20 protein-coding genes are annotated in these 19,898 nt (G+C 60.8%); 17 read left to right on the forward strand and 3 right to left on the reverse strand.

All coding sequences use genetic code 11. From position 1 onward, the window contains the following. Positions 1 to 98: 98 nt before the first annotated feature. The 5 genes from A9G06_RS08770 (at position 99) to A9G06_RS08790 (ending at position 5,910) form a co-directional block, all read left to right on the forward strand. Positions 99 to 1,205 (forward strand): 1-acyl-sn-glycerol-3-phosphate acyltransferase, encoded by a 1,107-nt coding sequence (locus A9G06_RS08770; RefSeq protein WP_069554961.1) that lies wholly within the window; start codon positions 99 to 101, stop codon positions 1,203 to 1,205. Between the two features lie 314 nt (positions 1,206 to 1,519). After that, complete coding sequence (locus A9G06_RS08775) at positions 1,520 to 1,990, forward strand: YhcH/YjgK/YiaL family protein (RefSeq protein ID WP_069554962.1); 471 nt, start codon at positions 1,520 to 1,522, stop codon at positions 1,988 to 1,990. Between the two features lie 221 nt (positions 1,991 to 2,211). Next, positions 2,212 to 3,411 carry an acetate kinase gene (locus A9G06_RS08780; protein WP_069554963.1) on the forward strand — a complete coding sequence of 400 codons (1,200 nt, stop codon included), beginning with the start codon at positions 2,212 to 2,214 and terminating at the stop codon, positions 3,409 to 3,411. A gap of 143 nt (positions 3,412 to 3,554) precedes the next feature. Continuing rightward, entirely contained in the window at positions 3,555 to 4,796 is a 1,242-nt protein-coding gene (locus tag A9G06_RS08785; RefSeq protein ID WP_069554964.1) for a mechanosensitive ion channel domain-containing protein, read from the forward strand. A gap of 187 nt (positions 4,797 to 4,983) precedes the next feature. After that, positions 4,984 to 5,910, forward strand: coding sequence for a L,D-transpeptidase family protein (locus tag A9G06_RS08790; RefSeq protein ID WP_069554965.1), 927 nt, complete (start codon positions 4,984 to 4,986; stop codon positions 5,908 to 5,910). Between the two features lie 69 nt (positions 5,911 to 5,979). Here A9G06_RS08790 and A9G06_RS08795 read toward each other — a convergent pair whose 3' ends face one another. Continuing rightward, complete coding sequence (locus A9G06_RS08795) at positions 5,980 to 6,873, reverse strand: DUF535 family protein (protein WP_069554966.1); 894 nt, start codon at positions 6,871 to 6,873, stop codon at positions 5,980 to 5,982. A 326-nt stretch (positions 6,874 to 7,199) separates the two neighbouring features. On the opposite strand from A9G06_RS08795, the gene putP reads away from it, so the two are divergent. From putP to rpoS, 10 genes are all read left to right on the forward strand, one after another. Next, entirely contained in the window at positions 7,200 to 8,717 is a 1,518-nt protein-coding gene (putP, locus tag A9G06_RS08800; RefSeq protein ID WP_005354514.1) for a sodium/proline symporter PutP, read from the forward strand. A gap of 208 nt (positions 8,718 to 8,925) precedes the next feature. Further along, a complete protein-coding gene (gene ftsB, locus A9G06_RS08805) occupies positions 8,926 to 9,243 on the forward strand; it encodes a cell division protein FtsB (RefSeq protein ID WP_005335520.1) in 318 nt (105 codons plus the stop codon). Further along, entirely contained in the window at positions 9,236 to 9,928 is a 693-nt protein-coding gene (gene ispD, locus A9G06_RS08810) for a 2-C-methyl-D-erythritol 4-phosphate cytidylyltransferase (protein WP_069554967.1), read from the forward strand. The genes ftsB and ispD overlap by 8 nt, the downstream gene beginning before the upstream one ends. A 146-nt stretch (positions 9,929 to 10,074) precedes the next feature. Further along, complete coding sequence (ispF, locus tag A9G06_RS08815) at positions 10,075 to 10,551, forward strand: 2-C-methyl-D-erythritol 2,4-cyclodiphosphate synthase (protein ID WP_069554968.1); 477 nt, start codon at positions 10,075 to 10,077, stop codon at positions 10,549 to 10,551. Further along, positions 10,551 to 11,609 carry a tRNA pseudouridine(13) synthase TruD gene (gene truD, locus A9G06_RS08820; RefSeq protein WP_069554969.1) on the forward strand — a complete coding sequence of 353 codons (1,059 nt, stop codon included), beginning with the start codon at positions 10,551 to 10,553 and terminating at the stop codon, positions 11,607 to 11,609. The genes ispF and truD overlap by 1 nt, the downstream gene beginning before the upstream one ends. Continuing rightward, positions 11,590 to 12,336, forward strand: coding sequence for a 5'/3'-nucleotidase SurE (gene surE / locus A9G06_RS08825; RefSeq protein WP_069554970.1), 747 nt, complete (start codon positions 11,590 to 11,592; stop codon positions 12,334 to 12,336). Before truD ends, surE begins: the two co-directional genes overlap by 20 nt. Before the next feature lie 7 nt (positions 12,337 to 12,343). Next, positions 12,344 to 12,961, forward strand: coding sequence for a protein-L-isoaspartate(D-aspartate) O-methyltransferase (locus tag A9G06_RS08830; protein WP_005335507.1), 618 nt, complete (start codon positions 12,344 to 12,346; stop codon positions 12,959 to 12,961). Then, the gene (locus A9G06_RS08835; RefSeq protein ID WP_069554971.1) at positions 12,958 to 13,539 is read left to right on the forward strand and encodes a YqaA family protein; all 582 of its coding nucleotides are present in this window, start codon (positions 12,958 to 12,960) and stop codon (positions 13,537 to 13,539) included. The genes A9G06_RS08830 and A9G06_RS08835 overlap by 4 nt, the downstream gene beginning before the upstream one ends. Positions 13,540 to 13,548: 9 nt before the next feature. Then, positions 13,549 to 14,619, forward strand: a complete 1,071-nt coding sequence (locus A9G06_RS08840; RefSeq protein WP_069554972.1) for a peptidoglycan DD-metalloendopeptidase family protein — start codon at positions 13,549 to 13,551, stop codon at positions 14,617 to 14,619. Between the two features lie 45 nt (positions 14,620 to 14,664). Further along, complete coding sequence (rpoS, locus tag A9G06_RS08845; RefSeq protein ID WP_069554973.1) at positions 14,665 to 15,651, forward strand: RNA polymerase sigma factor RpoS; 987 nt, start codon at positions 14,665 to 14,667, stop codon at positions 15,649 to 15,651. 98 nt (positions 15,652 to 15,749) lie between these two features. Here rpoS and A9G06_RS08850 read toward each other — a convergent pair whose 3' ends face one another. Beyond that, positions 15,750 to 16,787, reverse strand: a complete 1,038-nt coding sequence (locus A9G06_RS08850) for an alkene reductase (protein ID WP_069554974.1) — start codon at positions 16,785 to 16,787, stop codon at positions 15,750 to 15,752. A gap of 199 nt (positions 16,788 to 16,986) precedes the next feature. Here A9G06_RS08850 and A9G06_RS08855 point away from each other — a divergent pair, with 199 nt between their 5' ends. Next, complete coding sequence (locus A9G06_RS08855) at positions 16,987 to 17,553, forward strand: TetR/AcrR family transcriptional regulator (RefSeq protein WP_069554975.1); 567 nt, start codon at positions 16,987 to 16,989, stop codon at positions 17,551 to 17,553. Positions 17,554 to 17,659: 106 nt separating this feature from the next. Here the strand turns inward: A9G06_RS08855 and A9G06_RS08860 are convergent, their stop codons facing one another. Beyond that, positions 17,660 to 18,613, reverse strand: a complete 954-nt coding sequence (locus A9G06_RS08860) for a LysR family transcriptional regulator (RefSeq protein ID WP_069554976.1) — start codon at positions 18,611 to 18,613, stop codon at positions 17,660 to 17,662. 155 nt (positions 18,614 to 18,768) lie between these two features. Here A9G06_RS08860 and aguA point away from each other — a divergent pair, with 155 nt between their 5' ends. Next, complete coding sequence (gene aguA, locus A9G06_RS08865) at positions 18,769 to 19,866, forward strand: agmatine deiminase (protein ID WP_069554977.1); 1,098 nt, start codon at positions 18,769 to 18,771, stop codon at positions 19,864 to 19,866. Positions 19,867 to 19,898: the final 32 nt, after the last annotated feature.

Consider the following 19,898-nt stretch of genomic DNA (forward strand, 5'->3'; position numbering starts at 1 on the left):
CTCATACCCCTTGCCATAAAAGCGTGTAAAATTGCGCCCTGAATTTTCCCCGGCCAACGCGGGTTGGCTGCGGTTTCCTAGCATGCAAGGCTGACATTGTGACTGAAGTAGATAGATTCGCGGATATTCGCCCCTACCGCGATGAAGAAGTGCCGGCAGCCATCGAACGGCTGATCCAGGATGATGAATTTATCGGCGCCATCGCCAAGTATCGTTTCGGTTCCCTGATGAGCTGGCTGGGCTGGGCCATTCGCCCGCTGATCCGCCTGTTCCTGCGCCGCAAATGGTCAAAAGTGACCACAGTGCATCAGGTCCAGATGGGGGTCACCCGGTACATGTCCCGCATGATCGCCACCTCCACCAAGGGGGTGACCTTCTCCGGGATCGAGCATCTGAAGAAAGAGCAGGGCTATCTGTTTGTCTCCAACCACAGAGACATCGCTATGGATCCGGCGTTCGTCAACTGGGGGCTGCACACCCACGGTTTCGATACCGTGCGCATCGCCATCGGTGACAACCTGCTGCGCAAACCCTGTGCCACCGAGCTGATGAAGCTCAACAAGAGCTTTATCGTCAAACGCTCCGCCAAGGGGCCGCGAGAGATGATGAAGGCGCTCGGCGAGCTGTCTGCCTATATTGGCAGCTCGGTCCACGAAGGTCACTCCATCTGGATCGCCCAGAAGGAAGGGCGCGCCAAGAATGGTGATGACAAGACAGATCCCGCCATCCTCAAGATGTTCTACGTCGACGGCAAGAAGCAGAAGATCGACTTCGTCGACTACATGCGCAGCCTCAATATCGTGCCGGTCAGCATCAGCTACGAGCTGGACCCTACCGACAAGGCGAAGGCGCGCGAGCTCTACGAGAAATCGGTCAACGGCAGCTACGAGAAGGGCGAGTTCGAGGATATCGAGAGTATCGTCGCCGGTATCGTCGGCATGAAGGGGCGGGTACACGTCTCCTTCGGCGCGCCGATCACCGAGGGCTTCAGCGATCCGGACGAACTGGCCGCGCTGATCGACAAGGCGATCTGGAGCAGTTACCACCTATTCCCCAGTAACTATCTGGCGGCCGATGTTTCCGGCAAGGCCAATACCATCGAGCAGGCAGCCTTCCTGACCCGTCAGTCAGAGGTGCCGGAAGAGCACAAGGCGATCTGGCGGGCCATGTACGCCAAACCGGTGGAAAATGCCCAAAAGGCTTGAATGAAACCGGTAGCTAAACGGTTTTGCGAAAAAAACGGGCGCTGATGCGCCCGTTTTTGCGTCTGGTCAAAGTCGAGGGGGAAAGGGTGGTGAATAATATGGTTTCAGCTGGTACGATCACTATGAAAATGGGATTATGTCTCTTGGCAAGGTACTGACGAGTGTGTAACAGTGCCCATATAGCTGAACATGAGCAAAAGCTCTAAACCGGTTTGCACGGATTGCAGACGGCATTATTGAAGGACCTGTCACAGGTCCTTTTTCATTGGCTGGCAAAGATGCCGCCCAGATATACCTAACAGGAAACAGACGCCATGATCACCGGTAGCCTGAACACCCTGCAGCGGACGCCGCTGCCCGCCCCGCTGGCCAGCATCATGGCCGAGGTGGTGAAGAGCGTGGCTCACTGGGGTGACGCTCCGCTCGGCAAGACCGAGATCGATGGCCTCAACCTGTTCTGTCTGGTGAGCGAGGATCTGACCGAGCCAGCCGCGGATCGCCGTGGCGAATTCCATCAGCAGTATCTCGATATCCAGTTGCTGCTGCGCGGTGACGAGTGGATAGGTGTGGGCCCCCACGACTACGTGAGCGACGGCGCCGACCATCCCCATCCCGACCTCTGGTTTGTCGATGACGAGCAGACCAGCTATCTGGCGCTGCAACCTGGCGATTTCGCCATCTTCTGGCCGGGCGAGCTGCACCGCCCGCTCTGTACCTTCAATCAGCCCGCCAAGGTGAAGAAGCTGGTGGTCAAGGTACACAAGGATCTGCTGGCTATTGCCTGAGCACTCCCATTGAGGCGAGCCCTGCGCAGCTGATGCGTTGAGACTCGCAAGCATTGAAACCAGTGATACGCACCACAAGTTGCGATGACTCTTTCAAGAGCAAGAATTGAAAAATTGGACGCACCCTCCTGCGACCATAAGCCCCCGGCAGGGGAATCCCATCCTCTTTTGGATGACACGACACTGTCGGCATAAAGCCGAAGCACAGGAAGATGTAGAAAATGAGCAAGTTGGTATTGATCCTTAACTGCGGTAGCTCTTCCCTGAAATTTGCCGTAATGGACGCCGAAACAGGTGAGGACATGCTGTCCGGCCTGGCCGAATGCTTCAATCTGGATGATGCACGTATCAAATGGAAACTCCACGGGGTCAAGGGCGAAGCCATGCTGGGAGCGGGTGCCGCTCACCAGGAGGCCCTCGACCATATCGTGGGTCACATCCTGCCGCAGGATCCGACTCTTGCCGAGCAACTGGTGGCCATCGGTCACCGTATCGTACACGGTGGCGAGCAGTTCTCCCGCTCCGTGCGTATCGATGACGGCGTGATCGCCGGTATCGAAGCCGCCATTCCGTTCGCCCCGCTGCACAACCCGGCGCACCTCATCGGTATTCGCGCCGCGCTGAAAGTGTTCCCGCAGCTGTCCGAGAAGAACGTGGCCGTCTTCGACACAGCCTTCCACCAGACCCTGCCGCAAGAGGCCTACCTCTATGCGCTGCCGCACAAGCTCTACCGCGAACACGGCATCCGTCGTTACGGTGCCCACGGTACTTCTCACCGCTACATCGCGGAAGAAGCGGCAAAAGAGCTGGGCAAGCCGTTGAATGAGCTGAACATCATCAACTGCCACCTGGGTAACGGTGCCTCTGTCTGCGCCATCAAGAACGGCGAATCCGTTGACACCTCCATGGGTCTGACTCCGCTGGAAGGTCTGGCGATGGGTACCCGCTCCGGTGATATCGATCCGGCCGTGGTCTTCTTTATGCACGACCAGCTCGGTTACAGCGTTGAGCAGATCAACCACACCCTGACCCGTGAGTCCGGTCTGTTGGGGATGACCGAAGCGAGCAGCGATTGCCGCTACGTCACCACCAACTACGCCACCGACGCCGGTGCCAAGCGTGCGCTGGATGTCTTCACCTACCGTGTGGCCAAGTATGTCGGCGCCTATGCCGCTGCGATGGACGGTCGTCTGGACGCCGTGGTCTTCACCGGTGGTATCGGTGAGAACGCCGCCATGGTGCGCGAGATGGTGCTGAACCGTCTGGCGCTGTTCGGCTTCAAGGTGGACAAAGAGGCCAACAACGTCGCGGTACTGGGTGGCGAAGGTCGTATCACCACCGCCGACAGCCGTTGCGCCATGGTGATCCCGACCAACGAAGAGTTGGTCATCGCTCGCGATGCCCTGAGCCTGGTCTGCTAAGTCAGCCTTGCTCTGAAACAACGCCCGGCCTGTGCCGGGCGTTGTCATTTCTGGCGTACGCCGATTTGACATGGGGGAGGGGAGCGGTACCCTGACCACCACTGTTTTTGCAGCCAGCGGGCTGCCCGGTTCGGGAGAGAGCAATGAAAGAGGCGTTTTTTAACTGGTTGTCGGGCCTTGGGGTGGAAGTGACCAGCATGATGGCGCTGGTGATCGCGCTGGGCTTTATCGTCATCACCTCGTTGCTGCTGCACATGGCGCTGCACCGGGTGTTGCTGGTCCGGCTGGTGGGGATCCTCGGCAAGGCCAAGCAGGTGTGGCTGCCGCCCCAGCTGCAACAGCGCCTCTTCAACCGGCTCGCCTTCGTTTTGCAGGGGGCCGTGCTGCTCGGTCAGGCGGAGATCTGGCTGCCCCGTCAATCGGATAGCCTCAAGCTTATCGAAATGGTGGCCCAGCTCTGGATTTTGCTGTTCCTGTTGCTGGCCTTCTTCGCCCTGCTCGACTGCCTGTTGTCGGTGAGCCGTTACACCCGCCTTGGCCGGGATTTGCCCCTGCGCGGCATCTTCCAGGGGGCCAAGCTGGTAGGCAGCATTCTGGTGGGCATCCTGATGATCGCCCTGCTGCTCGGCAAGTCGCCGCTGTTCCTGTTCAGTGGTCTGGGCGCCATGACCGCAGTGCTGATGCTGGTGTTCAAGGACCCCATCCTCGGACTGGTGGCGGGGATCCAGCTCTCCGCCAACCGTATGCTGAGCGTCGGCGACTGGCTGCAGATGGACAAGTACGGTGCCGATGGCGAGGTGACCGACATCGGTCTCACCACGGTCAAGGTGTCGAACTGGGACAAGACCATCACCACCATTCCCACCTATGCCCTGATCTCCGACTCTTTCAAGAACTGGCAGGGGATGACCGAGTCGGGCGGCCGCCGCATCAAGCGCAGCGTCAATATCGACATGACCAGCGTGCGTTTTCTGAGGGCCGAGGAGCAGTTGCAGCTCAAGCAGGCCCAACTGCTGGCTCCCTATCTGAGCCGCAAGGAGCAGGAGCTGAGCGCTTACAACCAGCAGCTGAGCGATGCCCTGAGCTGTCCCATCAACGGTCGTCACCTCACCAACCTCGGCACCCTGCGCGCCTATCTGGATGCTTACCTGCGTGCCCACCCCGGCATTCGCAAAGACATGACCCTGATGGTGCGCCAGCTGGCACCCACGTCAGACGGTTTACCGCTGGAAATTTACTGCTTCACCGCGACTACCGCATGGGCCGATTACGAAGGGATCCAGGCCGATATTTTCGACCATATATTCGCCATCATTGAGCAATTTCATCTGCGGTTGCATCAATCTCCCACAGGTTACGATATGCGTGCCTGGCAACGGGGATAAACAGGGAAATGGGGCGGGTCGAGGACGCGGAAAAAACCGCATATTAATCATCGACCCGTCGCCACTTGTCAGTTGAAATTTACCGTGCAGAGGAGAAAAATGGCGGCCTTCTCTTCGCGCCCCTGATCCCCTCTTGATCAGCTGCCAGCCCAGAGACGTCACTTCAAGTCATCATCATGGGAAAGTTATGAAGCTCCTTCGCAATAGTGTGGCAACACTCTGCTACAGCCTGCTGCTGACCGCTGCGCCGGTTTTCGCTGTTGAATATGCTCTGCCTGCGGCGAACAGCCGTCTGGTAGGGGAAAATCTGGAATACGTGGTTCCGGCCGAAGAGAACGGCCAGCCGCTGGAGGCCATTGCGGCCAAATTCCAGCTGGGGCTGACCAACATGACCGAAGCCAACCCCGATGCGGATCCCCTGCTGGTACAGACCGGCGAGAAGCTGGTGATCCCCCAGCAACTGATCCTGCCGGATGCCCCTCGTGAAGGGATCGTGCTGAACGTGGCCGAGATGCGGCTCTACTACTACCCCAAGGGTAAAAAAGTGGTGGAAGTGCTGCCCATCGGCATCGGCCAGCTCGGCACCGACACCCCGGAAAACTGGGTGACCAGCGTGCAGCGCAAGAAAGCGGGCCCGACCTGGACCCCGACCGCCAAGATGCATGCCGAATATGCCGCCCGTGGCGAGAGCCTGCCTGCGGTATGGCCGGCCGGCCCAGACAACCCCATGGGTCTGTTTGCCCTCTACATCGGAAAGATGTACGCCATCCACGGTACCAACGCCAACTTCGGCATCGGCCTGCGGGTGAGCCACGGCTGTGTGCGTCTGCGCAACGACGACATCGCCTACCTGTTCAAGCAGGTACCGGTCGGTACTCGCGTCCAGTTCGTCAACCAGCCGATCAAGGCCTTTCTCGAGCCCAACGGTGTCCGCTATCTGGAAGTGCATCAGCCGCTGTCGCGCAGCGAAGAGGAGTTCAACTCCAAGCTGCCGGCACCGCTGCCGATGACCCCGGCGGTGACCCGCTTCATTGCCCACGCCGACAGCGACTCCCAGTTGGTGAAGCAGGCGCTGGAGCAGCGCAACGGCATGCCGATGGCGATCAACCGCTAACGGCAAATCCCCGTCATGACAAAGGGCGAACAGCATGCTGTTCGCCCTTTTTGTTTCTGCTAGGCTGACTCAGCTTTGCAGCAGATTTGCCTGCAGCTCGCTGCCAAGCTGATCGAGCAGCTGATAGCGCGCCTTGTAGCTGGCCCGCTTGCGGGAGGGGATCTCCTCCAGCGTCTTGCGGGGCACCTCCAGCGGCAGGCTCATCCAGAGTTCATCCTGCACGCAACCCTGATGCTCCCGCCACAAGCCGTCGAGGTCGAACTTGACCCGATCGGCGGTGCGCTTGCTGCTCTGATAGACGTGGCTTTGGGTGCGGATCCCGAGCAGGCTCTTGCACGCCAGCCCCCGGGCCAGCTCGGCGGCCATATAGACCAGCAGGGACATGGGGCGCAGCCCGCCGCACGCCTTGGTGACCAGCTTGATCTCCTCGCTCTGCCCCTTGCCGCCCTGCAGCGAGCAGATTTCGAGGGTCGGGTTCGGTGCGGGGCGCAGATTGAGGGCCATGTAATAGAGGGCCGCGTCACCCAGCTTGAGGGTCAGGCTCATCTCCCCCTCTTTGCCCATGTGGGTTTGGTAATCCAGTTGCAGGGTCAGCGGTGCCGTCAGCTTGTCGCTCTGCCACTGGGCCAGCAGCAGGCCGCGCCCGCTGTAGATTGCCAGTTGTTGCGCCTTGGGCAGCTGGCGAGCCAGCTGCTGGTAGTGGCCGCTGATAAGCCCGGCTCGCAGGCGCTTGCGGAGCCCCTTGTGGCGATAGGGGTGGATCGGCTTTTCCAGAATATCGGGGAAGCGGCTGATCGCCTGCGCCAGCAGCGGTTGCTCCTGCTGCTGGCGATAGAGGGCGCGGGCGCCGGGATTGAGCCAGAGACGCCCCACATACTTGGCCCGTCGGATGAGATGACCCGACTCCTCCACCGGGTGAAGGCGGCGGGCGAGGGTTCGCAGGTGTGACAGATGAGATGACATGGTGCCGACCTCTGACTGGTGTGATGAGACAGGGCGGGGAGTGTAGGAGCGGGGCGCTGGCTTGTAAAAAAATGGATAGTAACAAAATGTGAAAACATAACGCTCAGTAGCGACTGGCGCTGCGAGATGACCGTCACGGCCACGGTAGGAAATCTGGCGCCATCCTCTTGATGTGGCAGATGATTTGATGCGTAAAGGTTTTTATTGTGTTTTGTGTTTGTTAAAAGTGGTTGAGCTGGCGCGAACGGCTGATTAAGCTAGGCCGGTTTTTTAGGGATGAGCCCGTCACCAGAGCGGGCAGAAAATGACACAAAACGGAGTTTTGCATGACAGCTAGCACACCCATGTTAATCACCTTCCTGGTGTATATCCTCGGAATGGTGTTGATCGGCTTCGTCGCCTATCGCGCCACCCGCAACTTTGATGACTACATTCTGGGCGGCCGCCGGATGGGGAGCTGGGTCACCGCCCTCTCCGCCGGCGCCTCCGACATGAGCGGCTGGCTGCTGATGGGCCTGCCCGGCGCCGTCTTCGTCAGTGGCATCTCCGAGAGCTGGATTGCTATCGGTCTGGTCATCGGCGCCTACCTCAACTGGCGCTGGGTAGCGGGTCGCCTGCGGGTGCATACCGAGAAGAACCGCAACGCCCTGACCCTGCCGGACTATTTCACCTATCGCTTTGAAGATCACAGCAAGGTGCTGCGCATTCTCTCGGCGCTGGTGATCCTGCTCTTCTTCACCATCTATTGCGCCTCCGGCGTGGTGGCCGGCGCCCGTCTGTTCGAGAGCACCTTCGGCATGGATTACAACACAGCCCTCTGGGTCGGTGCCGCTGCCACTATCACCTACACCTTCTTCGGCGGCTTCCTCGCGGTGAGCTGGACCGATACGGTGCAGGCGACCCTGATGATTTTCGCCCTGATCCTGACCCCGGTCTTCGTCATCATCGCAGTCGGCGGGGTGGACAGCGCCATGATCGAGGTGGCCGCCAAGAGCGCCACCAACCTCGACATGTTCAAGAATCTGGATGTGATCGCCATTGTCTCGCTGATGGCCTGGGGCCTTGGTTACTTCGGTCAGCCCCATATTCTGGCCCGTTTCATGGCGGCGGATTCCCACCACTCCATGGCCAATGCCCGTCGCATCAGCATGACCTGGATGGTGTTCTGCCTCGCAGGCGCGGTGGCCATCGGCTTCTTCGGGCTGGCCTATTTCGCCCGCTTCCCGGAAGTGGCGGCTGGGGTGACCGGCAACCCGGAGCGGGTCTTTATCGAGCTATCCAAAATCCTGTTCAACCCCTGGATCGCCGGTGTGCTGCTCTCAGCCATTCTGGCGGCGGTGATGAGCACGCTAAGTTGTCAATTACTGGTCTGCTCCAGCGCCATCACCGAGGATCTCTACAAGCCCTTCCTGCGCAAGAACGCCTCCCAGCGTGAGCTGGTGTGGGTGGGTCGCCTGATGGTGCTGCTGATCGCCGTGATTGCCATCGCCGTCGCCATGAATCCGGAAAACCGGGTGCTGGGGCTGGTGAGCTACGCCTGGGCCGGTTTCGGTGCCGCCTTTGGCCCCGTGGTGCTGCTCTCGGTGCTCTGGCCGCGAATGACCCGCAACGGCGCCCTGGCGGGCATGCTGGTCGGTGCCATCACCGTCATCGTCTGGAAGCAGTTCGGCTGGCTGGGGCTGTATGAGATCATCCCGGGCTTCCTGTTTGCGCTGCTGGCCATCGTAGTGGGCAGCCTGCTAGGCGAAGCGCCTTCAAAAGCGATGCTGGAGCGTTTCCGCGATGCCGAGGAGGAGTACAACACCCCGGCCGAGAGCGCGGGAGAGCCGGTCGCGGTGAACTGATCCCCCTTACCGCTTTCTGATTGAGAGCCCCGCCCCCGGACAAGGAGCGCCCTGGTTGGCCATCCTTGCACCAGTTTGGCGGGGCTTTGTGCTATCTGATTCACTCTTGGGCACTTTTTTATGTTCGGCCGGTGGCTCGACGGTGCTCGCTTTCTTTTGTCTTGGCACCGAATATGGGACACTAGGCCGCCTGAAGGAGACCTAGTGCATGCGGCTATTCACCCTGATCCTGATCCTCCTGCTGGGGGGACTGCAATATGACCTCTGGCTGGGGAAGAACGGGCTATCCGATTATCAGAACCTGTCGGAGGCCATCTCGCAGCAACAGCGGGACAACCAGACTCTCAAGGATCGTAACGACCTCATTTACCGCGAGATAGATGATCTCACCTCTGGCCTCGAGGCCATCGAGGAGTTGTCGCGCAACGATCTGGGTTACATCAAGCAGGGGGAGACCTTCTACCGGATCATCCCCAAAGAGAAAGACAAAGAGACAGCGCCGGACGATGAGCCCTACGATGACTGATGCCAGCCGGGTATCCGGCCTGACGGCGATCGTCCCTGCCGCCGGTATTGGCAGCCGGATGGGGGCCGATTGCCCCAAGCAGTACCTGCAACTGGCGGGTAAAACCATTCTCGAACATACCCTGGAGCGGCTGCTCTCCCACCCGGCCATCGCCCAGGTGATCGTGGCACTGGCGCCCCATGATCGCTGGTTCGAGGCCCTGCCCGTGGCGGCCGACCCGCGGATTGTGCGGGTAGAGGGAGGCGCCGAGCGCGCCTTTTCCGTCCTCAATGGTCTCCATGTGGCGCAAGGGGAGTGGGTGCTGGTGCACGATGCGGCCCGCCCCTGCCTGACTCACGGCGATCTCGATGCGCTGATTGCCACGGCCATGAACTGTGGCGGTGCCATTCTCGGCAGTCGGGTGCGCGATACCATGAAGCGCTCCGATGGGGAGGGCAATATCATCGCCACCGTCGAGCGCGAGCAGCTCTGGCATGCCCTGACGCCGCAGATGTTCCCGACCCGTGACCTGAAGCGGGCGCTGGAAGAGGGACTGATGCTGGGCGCCACCATCACCGACGAGGCCTCCGCCATGGAGCGGGCCGGGTTCACGGTGCGGATGGTGGAAGGGCGCGCCGACAATATCAAAGTGACCCGGCCGGAAGATTTGTCGCTGGCGGGGCTGTTTTTAAGCCAGCAGGCATAAGCCCCTCAGTCAGAACAGACCGTTCAGAGCAGAGCGTCTCGAACAAACAGGCCCGAACAAGGAGTTAGCATGATCCGGATTGGACATGGTGTGGACGTACACAAAATTGATGGGGTTGGTTTCAGCATGTTGGGAGGTTGCCGCTGATGATGCGCATTGGTCATGGTTTTGATGTTCATAAATTTGGTGGTGTTGGTCCCTGCATGCTGGGTGGCGTGCCGGTTCCCTACGAGCAGGGGCTGGTTGCCCACTCCGACGGCGATGTGGTGCTGCACGCGGTAAGCGATGCCCTGCTGGGGGCCATCGGTGCCGGTGACATCGGTCGCCACTTCCCCGATACCGTTGCCGAGTTCAAGGGGATCGACAGTCGCATTCTGCTGCGTGATGTCTTTGCCCGGGTACAGAAGGCGGGGTATGCCATCGGCAACCTGGATGTGACCATCATCGCCCAGGCCCCCAAAATGGCCCCCCATATCGACGCCATGTGCGCCGTGCTGGCCGCCGATCTGCAATGTGATTTGAACCGGGTGAACGTCAAGGCGACCACCACCGAACAGCTTGGGTTTACGGGGCGCAAGGAAGGGATCGCCACCGAAGCCGTCGTCCTACTGGTGAAACAATAATGCTGGAACAACTTGCCTATCTGCACGGGGCGCCCACCGCCCGCGGTATCCTCAAGGCCGAGGCCGCCGATTTCGTGGTGAATGAAGATCTCGGCTTCGAGCCTTGCGGGGAAGGGGAGCATATCTTCGTCCGGGTGCGCAAAACCGGCGAGAACACCGCCTGGGTAGCGGGTCTGCTGGCCGATGCGGCCGGGGTCAACCGCAATGCGGTGACCTGGGCGGGCCTGAAGGATCGCCACGCGGTAACCGAGCAGTGGTTTGGCATTCATCTGCCGGGCAAGGCCGAACCGGACTTGTCGGTTATCGAGAGCGACAGCATCCAGATCCTGCAAGCCAGGCGTCACAACCGCAAATTGCGGGTCGGCTACCTCAAGGGCAACCACTTCACCCTGCGTCTCACCGGTCTGGAACAGGCCGACGGGCTGGAAGCGCGCCTGCAGGCCATCGCCACTCAGGGCGTACCCAACTACTATGGTGAGCAGCGTTTTGGCCGCGATGGCAACAATCTGGAAGCGGCCAAGGCGATGTTTGCCGGCAAGCGGATCAAGGATCGCAACAAGCGCTCTCTCTACCTCTCTGCCGCCCGCAGCATGCTGTTCAACGCCATCGTCAGCGCCCGTATCGGGCAGGGGCTGGCTCATCAGCTGCTGGCCGGTGATTGCGTGATGCTCAAGGGCAGCCACTCCATCTTCAGTGAAGAGGTGCTGACCCCCGAGCTGGAAGCGCGTCTCGCCTCCGGCGATGTGCAGCTCACCGCGCCCCAGTGGGGCCGTGGCCGTCTGGCCAGTCAGGGTGCCGCTGCCGAGTTCGAACAGGGCGTGCTGGCCCCTTACAGCGATTGGTGTGACGGGCTGGAGAAGGCCGGGCTGGATCAGGACAGGCGTCCCCTGCTGCTCAAGCCGGAGCAGATGAGCTGGCAGCTGGACGGCGAGGCGCTGACCCTCTCCTTCTTCCTGCCGGCGGGCGCGTTTGCCACCAGCGTGGTGCGCGAGTTAATGCAGGCCGAAGAGGCCGATCATGGTTTCAGGAATCAGACCGATGCGAATTCTGGTCAGTAATGATGATGGTGTGCATGCCGAGGGCATTCGAGCCCTCAGCGAGGCGCTGCGCGCCTGCGGCGAGGTCATTGTGGTGGCGCCGGATCGCAATCGCAGTGGCGCGAGTCACTCCCTGACGCTGGAAGTGCCGCTGCGGGTCACCTGTATCAGCGAAACCGGTTACTATGCGGTGAAGGGCACGCCGACCGACTGCGTGCATCTGGCGGTCAACGAGCTGGTACGCCCTGAACCCGACATGGTAGTGGCCGGTATTAACCACGGCGCCAACCTGGGGGATGATGTCATCTACTCGGGCACGGTCGCCGCGGCCACCGAGGGGCGCCATCTTGGCTACCCCTCCATCGCTATCTCGCTGGTGGGCAAGACCCACTTCGCCACGGCGGCCCACTATGCGGCCCTGCTGGTGAAGGGGCTGATGAAACACCCCCTGCCTGCCGATCAGATCCTCAACGTCAACGTGCCGGACTTGCCCCTCGAGCAGATCAAGGGGATCAAGACCACCCGCCTTGGCAATCGCCACCGGGCGGAGTCGGTGATCTGCACCGAGGATCCCCGTGGCCAGCCCATCTACTGGATCGGCCCCCCCGGTAGCCAGCAGGATGCCGGTGAAGGCACCGATTTTGCTGCCATCGAGCAGGGCTATGTCTCGATTACCCCCCTGACCATCGATATGACTGCCTATGACAGTCTCGCCGGTCTGGGGGCCTGGTTAGATCTGCAGGGATGAGGGTGGTGTGATAGTACAGCGCCTGTTAAATCAGCTCATTGCGCAGGATATTCGCGATTTTCGCGTGCTGGCGACCATCGCGAAAGTGCCGCGCCAGCTGTTCGTGGACGAGGCCATGGCGCACAAGGCGTGGGACAACACCGCCCTGCCCATTGGCCACGGCCAGACCATTTCGCAGCCCTATATGGTGGCGCGAATGACCGAGTTGCTGATGCAAAACAATCCGGCCCATGTGCTGGAGATTGGCACTGGCTCGGGCTACCAGACGGCGATCCTCGCCCATCTGGTGGAGCATGTTTATACCGTGGAGCGGATCAAGTCGCTGCAGTTCCAGGCCAGACGCCGACTGCGCCAGCTCGATCTGCACAATGTCTCGGCCAAGCACGGCAACGGCTGGCTGGGGTGGCCCAACAAGGGGCCTTATGATGCCATTCTGGTGACGGCCGCGGCGAGCGAGATCCCGACGGCACTGACCGATCAGCTGGCCGAAGGGGGCCGACTGGTGTTGCCGGTGGGTGACAGCCAGCAGACCCTGCAACTGATCGAACGATCCGGATCCCAGCTGACCAGCCGTATTCTGGAGCCGGTACGTTTTGTTCCCCTGATTGACGGAGATGTTGAGTGAAGTTGTTTTCCCGTTTGTACGTACTGGTGATGCAGTGGGCTCGCCACAAGCATGCCCCCTGGTATCTCTCTATCACCGCTTTCATCGAGTCGGTATTCTGGCCGATCCCGGTGGATGTGATGCTGGCGCCGATGGCGCTCGCCAAGCCCCACAAGGCGTGGCACTACGCCACGCTGGCTACCCTCTTCTCTGTGCTGGGTGCCCTGTTTGGCTATGCCCTTGGCTATGCCCTGTGGGATCCGGTCGTGCTGCCACTGGTGGAGTCTGTGGGTTATCAGAGCAAGATCGAGATTGCTCGCCACTGGTTTGAGCAGTGGGGGATCTGGGTCATTTTCATTGCCAGTTTCACCCCTATCCCCTACAAGGTGTTTACCGTGACGGCAGGGTTGTTGCAAATGGCTCTGCTGCCCTTCATCATCACCTCCCTCATCGGTCGTGGCATGCGCTTTTTCCTGGTTGCGGGCCTGATGCGCTGGGGTGGCGAGAAGATGGAACGCAAACTGATGCACTACGTAGATGTGCTCGGTTGGCTCTGTATTGGTCTGGCCGTGGTGGCCTATTTCTGGTTTAGTCGTTAAGGATCCATTATGCGTTCGCGTATTTGGCAAGGAAGCAGTGTTGTGGTGTTGTCATGGCTGCTGCTTGCCTGCTCCTCCAGTAAAAATGCAGCTCCGGTAGATGGTGTTGATGAGGGGCAGTTTGTCTCGACCATTCCGGCTCGCCAAAGCGGTGCCCAGGTCAATGCCCCCATTCAGGGCGGCAGCTATGTGGTGAAGCGGGGCGATACCCTCTACTCTATCGCCTTCAACTCCGGCAACGACGTGCCGTCGCTGGCCAGCCTCAACAACATCAGTCCGCCCTACAACATCTATCCGGGGCAGCGGCTGCGGCTCGATGGCTCTAGTGCCAGCATGAGTAGCAGCCGTAGTGCCGGTACCTATGAGGTGCGCCGCGGCGATACCCTGAGCAGCATCGGCCGCCAGTTCGGCATGAGTGCGCAGGCGCTGGCCCAGAGCAACAACCTGAGCGCCCCCTATGCGCTGCAACCGGGTCAGGTGCTCAATGTCCAGACTGCTGGCGGCGGTTCGACCCAGATGGTGGTTGCGACTCGTCCGGAAACCGTGACACCGGTGGCCGTGAGTCGTCCGAGCAGCGGTCCGCGTCCGTTGGCCGAGCCGAGTGGATCTGGTCAGACCACGCCGTTCATCTCTCAGAAATCCGTTGCTCCGGCAGCACCGAAGGAATACGCTCAGTCCAAAGAACAAAAAATAAACAACTCCCAGTCGAGACTTGCTTGGCACTGGCCCGCAAAAGGCCGGATTGTCGAGGGGTTCTCTGTTGCAGAACAGGGTAACAAGGGGATCGACATAGCCGGCCAGAAGGGGCAACCCGTCTACGCCGCCAGCAGCGGTAAGGTCGTATACGCTGGTAGTGCTTTAAGGGGGTACGGCAAACTGATCATCCTCAAGCATGATGATGACTATCTCTCCGCCTACGCACACAACGACGAGTTGCGGGTGAAGGAAGGGGACAGCGTCAAGGGGGGCTCGGTCATTGCCAACATGGGCAGCACGGACGCGCCGGATGTGCGATTGCATTTCGAGATCCGGTATAGAGGCAAGTCGATCAATCCGATGAGCTATTTGCCAAAGCGTTAACCCCAGAGAGACCGTCTTACTCTGGTAACGTCAGGGAGACACACCATGAGCCAAGAACAACTGGTAATGCAGGATGCAGAGTTAGAGTTTGACGCTGACCCCGAGTCTCACGAAGAGGTAGAAGAGCTGGAGGAGGTGGCCGCCGAGGCGGAAGAGACCATCTCCGATGAGTTGCTGGCACCTGAGCTGAACAAGGTGATGGATGCCACGCAACTCTATCTCGGGGAGATAGGTTTCTCCCCGCTGCTCACTGCCGAAGAGGAAGTCTACTACGCCCGTCGTGCCTTGCGGGGTGACAAAGCAGCCCGCAAGCGCATGATCGAGTCCAACCTGCGACTGGTGGTCAAAATCGCCCGTCGTTACAACAACCGCGGCTTGGTGCTGCTGGATCTCATCGAAGAGGGCAACCTCGGTCTTATCCGTGCGGTCGAGAAGTTCGACCCCGAGCGCGGCTTCCGTTTTTCCACCTATGCCACCTGGTGGATCCGCCAGACCATCGAGCGGGCCATCATGAACCAGACCCGCACTATCCGTCTGCCCATTCATGTGGTCAAAGAGTTAAACGTTTACCTGCGCACCGCGCGCGAACTCTCTCATCGTCTCGATCATGAACCGACCGCCGAGGATATCGCCTTCGCGCTGGATCGTTCGGTGGATGACGTGAACCGCATGCTCAAGCTCAACGAGAAGATCACCTCGGTGGACACCCCCATCGGCGGCGATCGCGACAAGGCGTTGCTGGATGTGCTCTCCGACGAGCGCGGCATGGGGCCGGAGCTGGAGTCACAGGAAGATGATATGCGCAGCAGCATTGTCCACTGGCTGGAGGAGCTCAATCCCAAGCAGCGGGAAGTGCTGGCCCGTCGTTTTGGTCTGTTGGGTTATGAGCCGGCTACCCTCGAGGATGTGGGGGCCGAGATTGGCCTGACCCGCGAGCGGGTACGCCAGATCCAGGTGGAGGGGCTGCGCCGTCTGCGGGAGATCCTGCTGAGTCAGGGGCTCTCCATCGAGGCGCTATTTCGTACCAATTAAGCATCCGCACCAACGGAATGCGGCATCAGCCAGATAGCACGAGGGGAGCAACTGCTCCCCTCGTTTTTTATTGCCTGTCGTCTGGCGATAGCTGGCTGTTATACCAGCTCGGCCAGCATGGTGTCGGCGTAGGGCACCAGTGCTTCGCCATTTTTCACTTTGGCGAGATAGTCCGGGTTGGCGATAAGCGGACGACCGATGGCCACCAGATCGAAGCGGTTGGCCTCGATGGCTGCTGCGGCGCGCTCGGCGTCGTAGTTGCCCACCCCGACCAGATTGCCCTTGTAGTGGGCGCGCAGATAGTCGGAGGCACGGCCACCCAGATAATCGAAGGTGAGGTTGTCATCAAAGATGCCGAGGTGGATATAGGCCAGCGGGCGATCGTTGAGCTTGCCCAGCAGATAGTCGAACACGGCGCGATCTTCCGGGCTGCCCGCCAGATGGACATAGGCACCCGGGGAGAGGCGAATACCTACCCGATCACCACCGATACGGGCGCTGATGGCATCGACCACTTCCAGCGCGAAGCGGCTCATCTTTTCCGGGCTGCCACCGTAGTTGTCGGTGCGCAGGTTGGTGGAGTGGTGCAGGAACTGGTCGATCAGGTAGCCGTTGGCACCGTGGATCTCCACCCCGTCAAAGCCCGCCTCGATGGCGTTGGCAGCGGCCTGGGCGTAATCCTGCACCAGCTGGGCGATTTCGGCCTCGGTCAGGGCGCGCGGCACCTGATAGGTGAGCTCGCGCATGCGGGGCACAGTGCCCTCGTGCGCCACGGCAGAGGGGGCCAACACTTCAGCCTGATGGAAGAAGGGGTGGGAGAGGCGGCCGACGTGCCACAGCTGGGCGAAGATCTTGCCGCCTTTGGCATGTACGGCGCTGGTCACTCTCTTCCAGCCATCGATCTGCGCCTGGGTGAAGAGGCCCGGGGTATTGGGGTAGCCCTGCGCGTCGGGTCGGATGATGACGGCCTCGGAAACAATCAGGCCGATGTCGGCGCGGCGGCCGTAATAGGCTGCCATCTGCTCGGTCGGCACCAGACCTGGGCCTGCCATGCAGCGGGTGAGCGGGGCCATCATGAAACGGTTGGCCAGGGTCAGAGTGTCATTGAGTCGATACGGCTGAAACAGGGTATTCATGATAGGTTGTCCTGAACGGATTATTCTTGAACGTGCATTCAAGACGTTTTTTGCGTTGGGCGCAAGCTTTTTTTGAATGCGCGTTCAAGAAGGTTGGCCCGAGCGGGCGGCTGGGGTAAACTTGCCGCCCTTTCCAGCCACTCTTTATCGGCGGGCCCTGTTGCTCCTTGCCGGTGAACCATTTCCCACGGGAGGAACCATGCGCATAGCCGAGTTTGATCGGGACGAGGTACTGCGAAATGCCATGGAAGCGTTTCGCGCCAAGGGATATGCCAAAACCACCATGCAGGAGCTGGTGGCTGCCACCGGCCTGCACCCGGGCAGCATTTACGGCGCCTTTGGTAACAAGCGAGGCCTGCTGCTGGCTGCGGTGGATCACTATGTCGAGGGCAAACGCACCCTGCGCCGCTCCCTGCTCGACAACCCGAGCCCGCTGGCGGGCCTTGCGGCCTATCTCGACCGGATTGTGGGGGAGGCGCTCTGCGGCTCCTGTCTGGTGACCCGCACCATGATGGAGCTGAGCGAGCAGGATGAGGAGCTGACCCAGCGGGTCAAGGGGATCTATGGCGAGCTGGAGCAGGATCTGGCCGAGTTGCTGACACAGGCGCAGGCCAAGGGCGAGCTGGCGCCGGATAGCAATATCCACACCCTCACCGCCCTGCTGCTGATCAACCTGCAAGGGCTGGTCACCTTCGCCCAGTGCCGCCCCGATCGCCCCCTGCTCGACGACGTAGTTGCCCAGCTGATGCGGGCCCTGCGGGTGTAACGCGATACCGCAGAAACAACAGTGGCTCCCTTGGGAGCCACTGTTGTTTCTGGTCTCAGCCCTTCCTCGGCTTTTCCATCAATCTTTGATGCCAGACGCCGCGGCCTCATCTCGGCCCCACCAGCTCCTTCATCAAATCTTTCAGCCATACCAGCGCAGGCTGCTGCGCGTGTACGGGATGCCAGACGCAGTTGAGGTGATAATCCGGCACGTCTGCGGGTAGCGGCAGGCTTTTCAGCGGCCAGTGGCTGGCGAGCAGCTCGGCCACCATGCTGGGCAGCACCAGCAGGTGATCGCTCTGGCTAACGATGGCGGCGGCGGACATATAACTCTGGCTGTTGACCGAGATGGTGCGGCTAAAGCCCTGACTCTTCAGATAGCGGTCGAGGCTCGCCTCCGAGGTGCCAAGGGGCGAGTGGAACACATGGGGCATGGCGATGAGCTGCTGCAGGGTGATGCGCTCCTGCCACCGGGAGGGGTCATCCTCGGCCCCGGCGGGGGCCGATTTGGCAATGGGCAGATCGGCGCGCACCAGCCCGGCCAGCGGCTCGGTGAGCCAGGTCTCTTTGCCGAGATACCCCGGCACCTGCATGTACTCGTCAAAGCCCAGCACCAGATCGATCTCGCCACTTGCCAGCTCGGCTTCGGGCAGGGTGTCGCGCAGGATGCGGATCTCGATGGTGACCCCGGGCGCCAGCCTTCTAAGCCGCTGGATCAGCGGCGGGATCAGCACGCACTCCACGTAATCTGTGGTGCAGAGCACGAAGCGCCGCTTCGACTGGCTCGGCTCGAACTCTTCTTCCTCGGTGAGCTGCTGCTCCAGCAGCCGCAGCGCCTGCTGCACCCCGAGATGCAGCCGCTGGGCACGCGGGGTGGGCAGCATCCCCTGCGGGGTGCGCACCAAGAGCGGGTCGCCGAGAAAGGTGCGCAGCCGGTTAAGCGAATGGCTCATGGCTGGCTGGCTGATAAAGAGCGCTTCGGCGGCGCGGGTGACACTGCCCTGCGTCATCAGGGCGTCAAACGCGAGCAGCAGATTGAGGTCGAGCTGGTGCAGTTTCATGGGGGGGATTATTCGCCGTGTTTATGGGACAATCCATCCTATTCATTTGATGGATGGGGGCGCAACGTCTTAATCTGCGACCCACTCTTATTTTTCCGGGTTCCCGCGCCGCATCGGGCGTAAACGGGGCCTCAATCCATGCAAGGAGCCTTGCGATGAGCATCAAGACCATTAACTCCACGCCGGCCGCCGACGGCTTCACCATGCCCGCCGAGTGGGCGCACCAGCAGGCCGTCTGGATGATCTGGCCGTTTCGCCCGGACAACTGGCGCGTAGCCGGTCGCTTCGCGCAAGAGACCTTCGCCAAGGTGGCCGATGCCATTGGGCAAGCCACCCCGGTCTTTATGGGAGTTCCGGCCCAGTTTATGGAGCAGGCTCGTGCCATCATGCCCGCCCACGTCACCCTGGTCGAAATGAACAGCGATGACTGCTGGGCCCGCGATACCGGCCCGACCATCGTTACCAACGCGGCCGGCGAGTGCCGTGGCGTGGATTGGGGCTTCAACGCCTGGGGCGGTCACAAGGGCGGTCTCTACTACCCGTGGAATCAGGATGAAGAGGTCGCAGCCCAGATGCTGGCCCAGCACGGCATGGCTCGTTACGACGCGCCGCTCATTCTGGAAGGGGGTTCCATCCATGTCGATGGCGAAGGCACCTGCCTGACCACCGCCGAGTGCCTGCTCAACGAAAACCGCAACCCGCACCTGACCAAAGAGCAGATCGAAGCTCACCTGCGCGACTATCTGGGCGTCACCAGCTTTATCTGGCTGGACGAAGGCGTCTACATGGACGAAACCGATGGCCACATCGACAACATGTGCTGCTTCGTCCGTCCGGGTGAAGTGGCCCTGCACTGGACTGACGACCAGAACGATCCCCAGTACGCCCGCTCCGTAGCCGCCCTCAAGGTGCTGGAAGCGGCGGTCGATGCCAAGGGTCGCAAGCTGAAAGTGTGGAAGCTGCCCCAGCCGGGCCCGCTGTTCTGCACTGAAGAGGAGTCTGCCGGTGTCGAGAGCGGCAGCGGTGTGCCGCGCGAGGCAGAAGGCCGTCTGGCCGGTTCCTATGTGAACTTCCTCATCACCAACGATCGCATCGTCTATCCGCTGCTGGATGCCGCCACCGATGGCGAAGCCCAGCGCATTCTGGAAGAGATCTTCCCCGACCACACCGTGATCGGCGTGCCGGCCCGCGAGATCCTGCTGGGCGGTGGCAATATTCACTGCATTACTCAGCAAATCCCCTCAGGGAAATAAGAACCGGTTCCTGCTGGTATTCAAAACCCCAC

Source organism: Aeromonas sp. DNP9, from assembly GCF_001728955.1.
Classification (GTDB): domain Bacteria; phylum Pseudomonadota; class Gammaproteobacteria; order Enterobacterales; family Aeromonadaceae; genus Aeromonas; species Aeromonas veronii.

Bases quoted from the DNA above. Each gene is read 5' to 3' on its own strand.
- ispD (WP_069554967.1), top strand. From the start codon at position 9,236: ATGACTGATGCCAGCCGGGTATCCGGCCTGACGGCGATCGTCCCTGCC.
- aguA (WP_069554977.1), top strand. From the start codon at position 18,769: ATGAGCATCAAGACCATTAACTCCACGCCGGCCGCCGACGGCTTCACC.
- A9G06_RS08840 (WP_069554972.1), top strand. From the start codon at position 13,549: ATGCGTTCGCGTATTTGGCAAGGAAGCAGTGTTGTGGTGTTGTCATGG.
- A9G06_RS08780 (WP_069554963.1), top strand. From the start codon at position 2,212: ATGAGCAAGTTGGTATTGATCCTTAACTGCGGTAGCTCTTCCCTGAAA.
- putP (WP_005354514.1), top strand. From the start codon at position 7,200: ATGACAGCTAGCACACCCATGTTAATCACCTTCCTGGTGTATATCCTC.
- surE (WP_069554970.1), top strand. From the start codon at position 11,590: ATGCGAATTCTGGTCAGTAATGATGATGGTGTGCATGCCGAGGGCATT.
- truD (WP_069554969.1), top strand. From the start codon at position 10,551: ATGCTGGAACAACTTGCCTATCTGCACGGGGCGCCCACCGCCCGCGGT.
- rpoS (WP_069554973.1), top strand. From the start codon at position 14,665: ATGAGCCAAGAACAACTGGTAATGCAGGATGCAGAGTTAGAGTTTGAC.
- A9G06_RS08790 (WP_069554965.1), top strand. From the start codon at position 4,984: ATGAAGCTCCTTCGCAATAGTGTGGCAACACTCTGCTACAGCCTGCTG.
- A9G06_RS08860 (WP_069554976.1), bottom strand. From the start codon at position 18,613: ATGAAACTGCACCAGCTCGACCTCAATCTGCTGCTCGCGTTTGACGCC.
- A9G06_RS08850 (WP_069554974.1), bottom strand. From the start codon at position 16,787: ATGAATACCCTGTTTCAGCCGTATCGACTCAATGACACTCTGACCCTG.
- ftsB (WP_005335520.1), top strand. From the start codon at position 8,926: ATGCGGCTATTCACCCTGATCCTGATCCTCCTGCTGGGGGGACTGCAA.
- A9G06_RS08775 (WP_069554962.1), top strand. From the start codon at position 1,520: ATGATCACCGGTAGCCTGAACACCCTGCAGCGGACGCCGCTGCCCGCC.
- A9G06_RS08785 (WP_069554964.1), top strand. From the start codon at position 3,555: ATGAAAGAGGCGTTTTTTAACTGGTTGTCGGGCCTTGGGGTGGAAGTG.
- ispF (WP_069554968.1), top strand. From the start codon at position 10,075: ATGATGCGCATTGGTCATGGTTTTGATGTTCATAAATTTGGTGGTGTT.
- A9G06_RS08855 (WP_069554975.1), top strand. From the start codon at position 16,987: ATGCGCATAGCCGAGTTTGATCGGGACGAGGTACTGCGAAATGCCATG.
- A9G06_RS08795 (WP_069554966.1), bottom strand. From the start codon at position 6,873: ATGTCATCTCATCTGTCACACCTGCGAACCCTCGCCCGCCGCCTTCAC.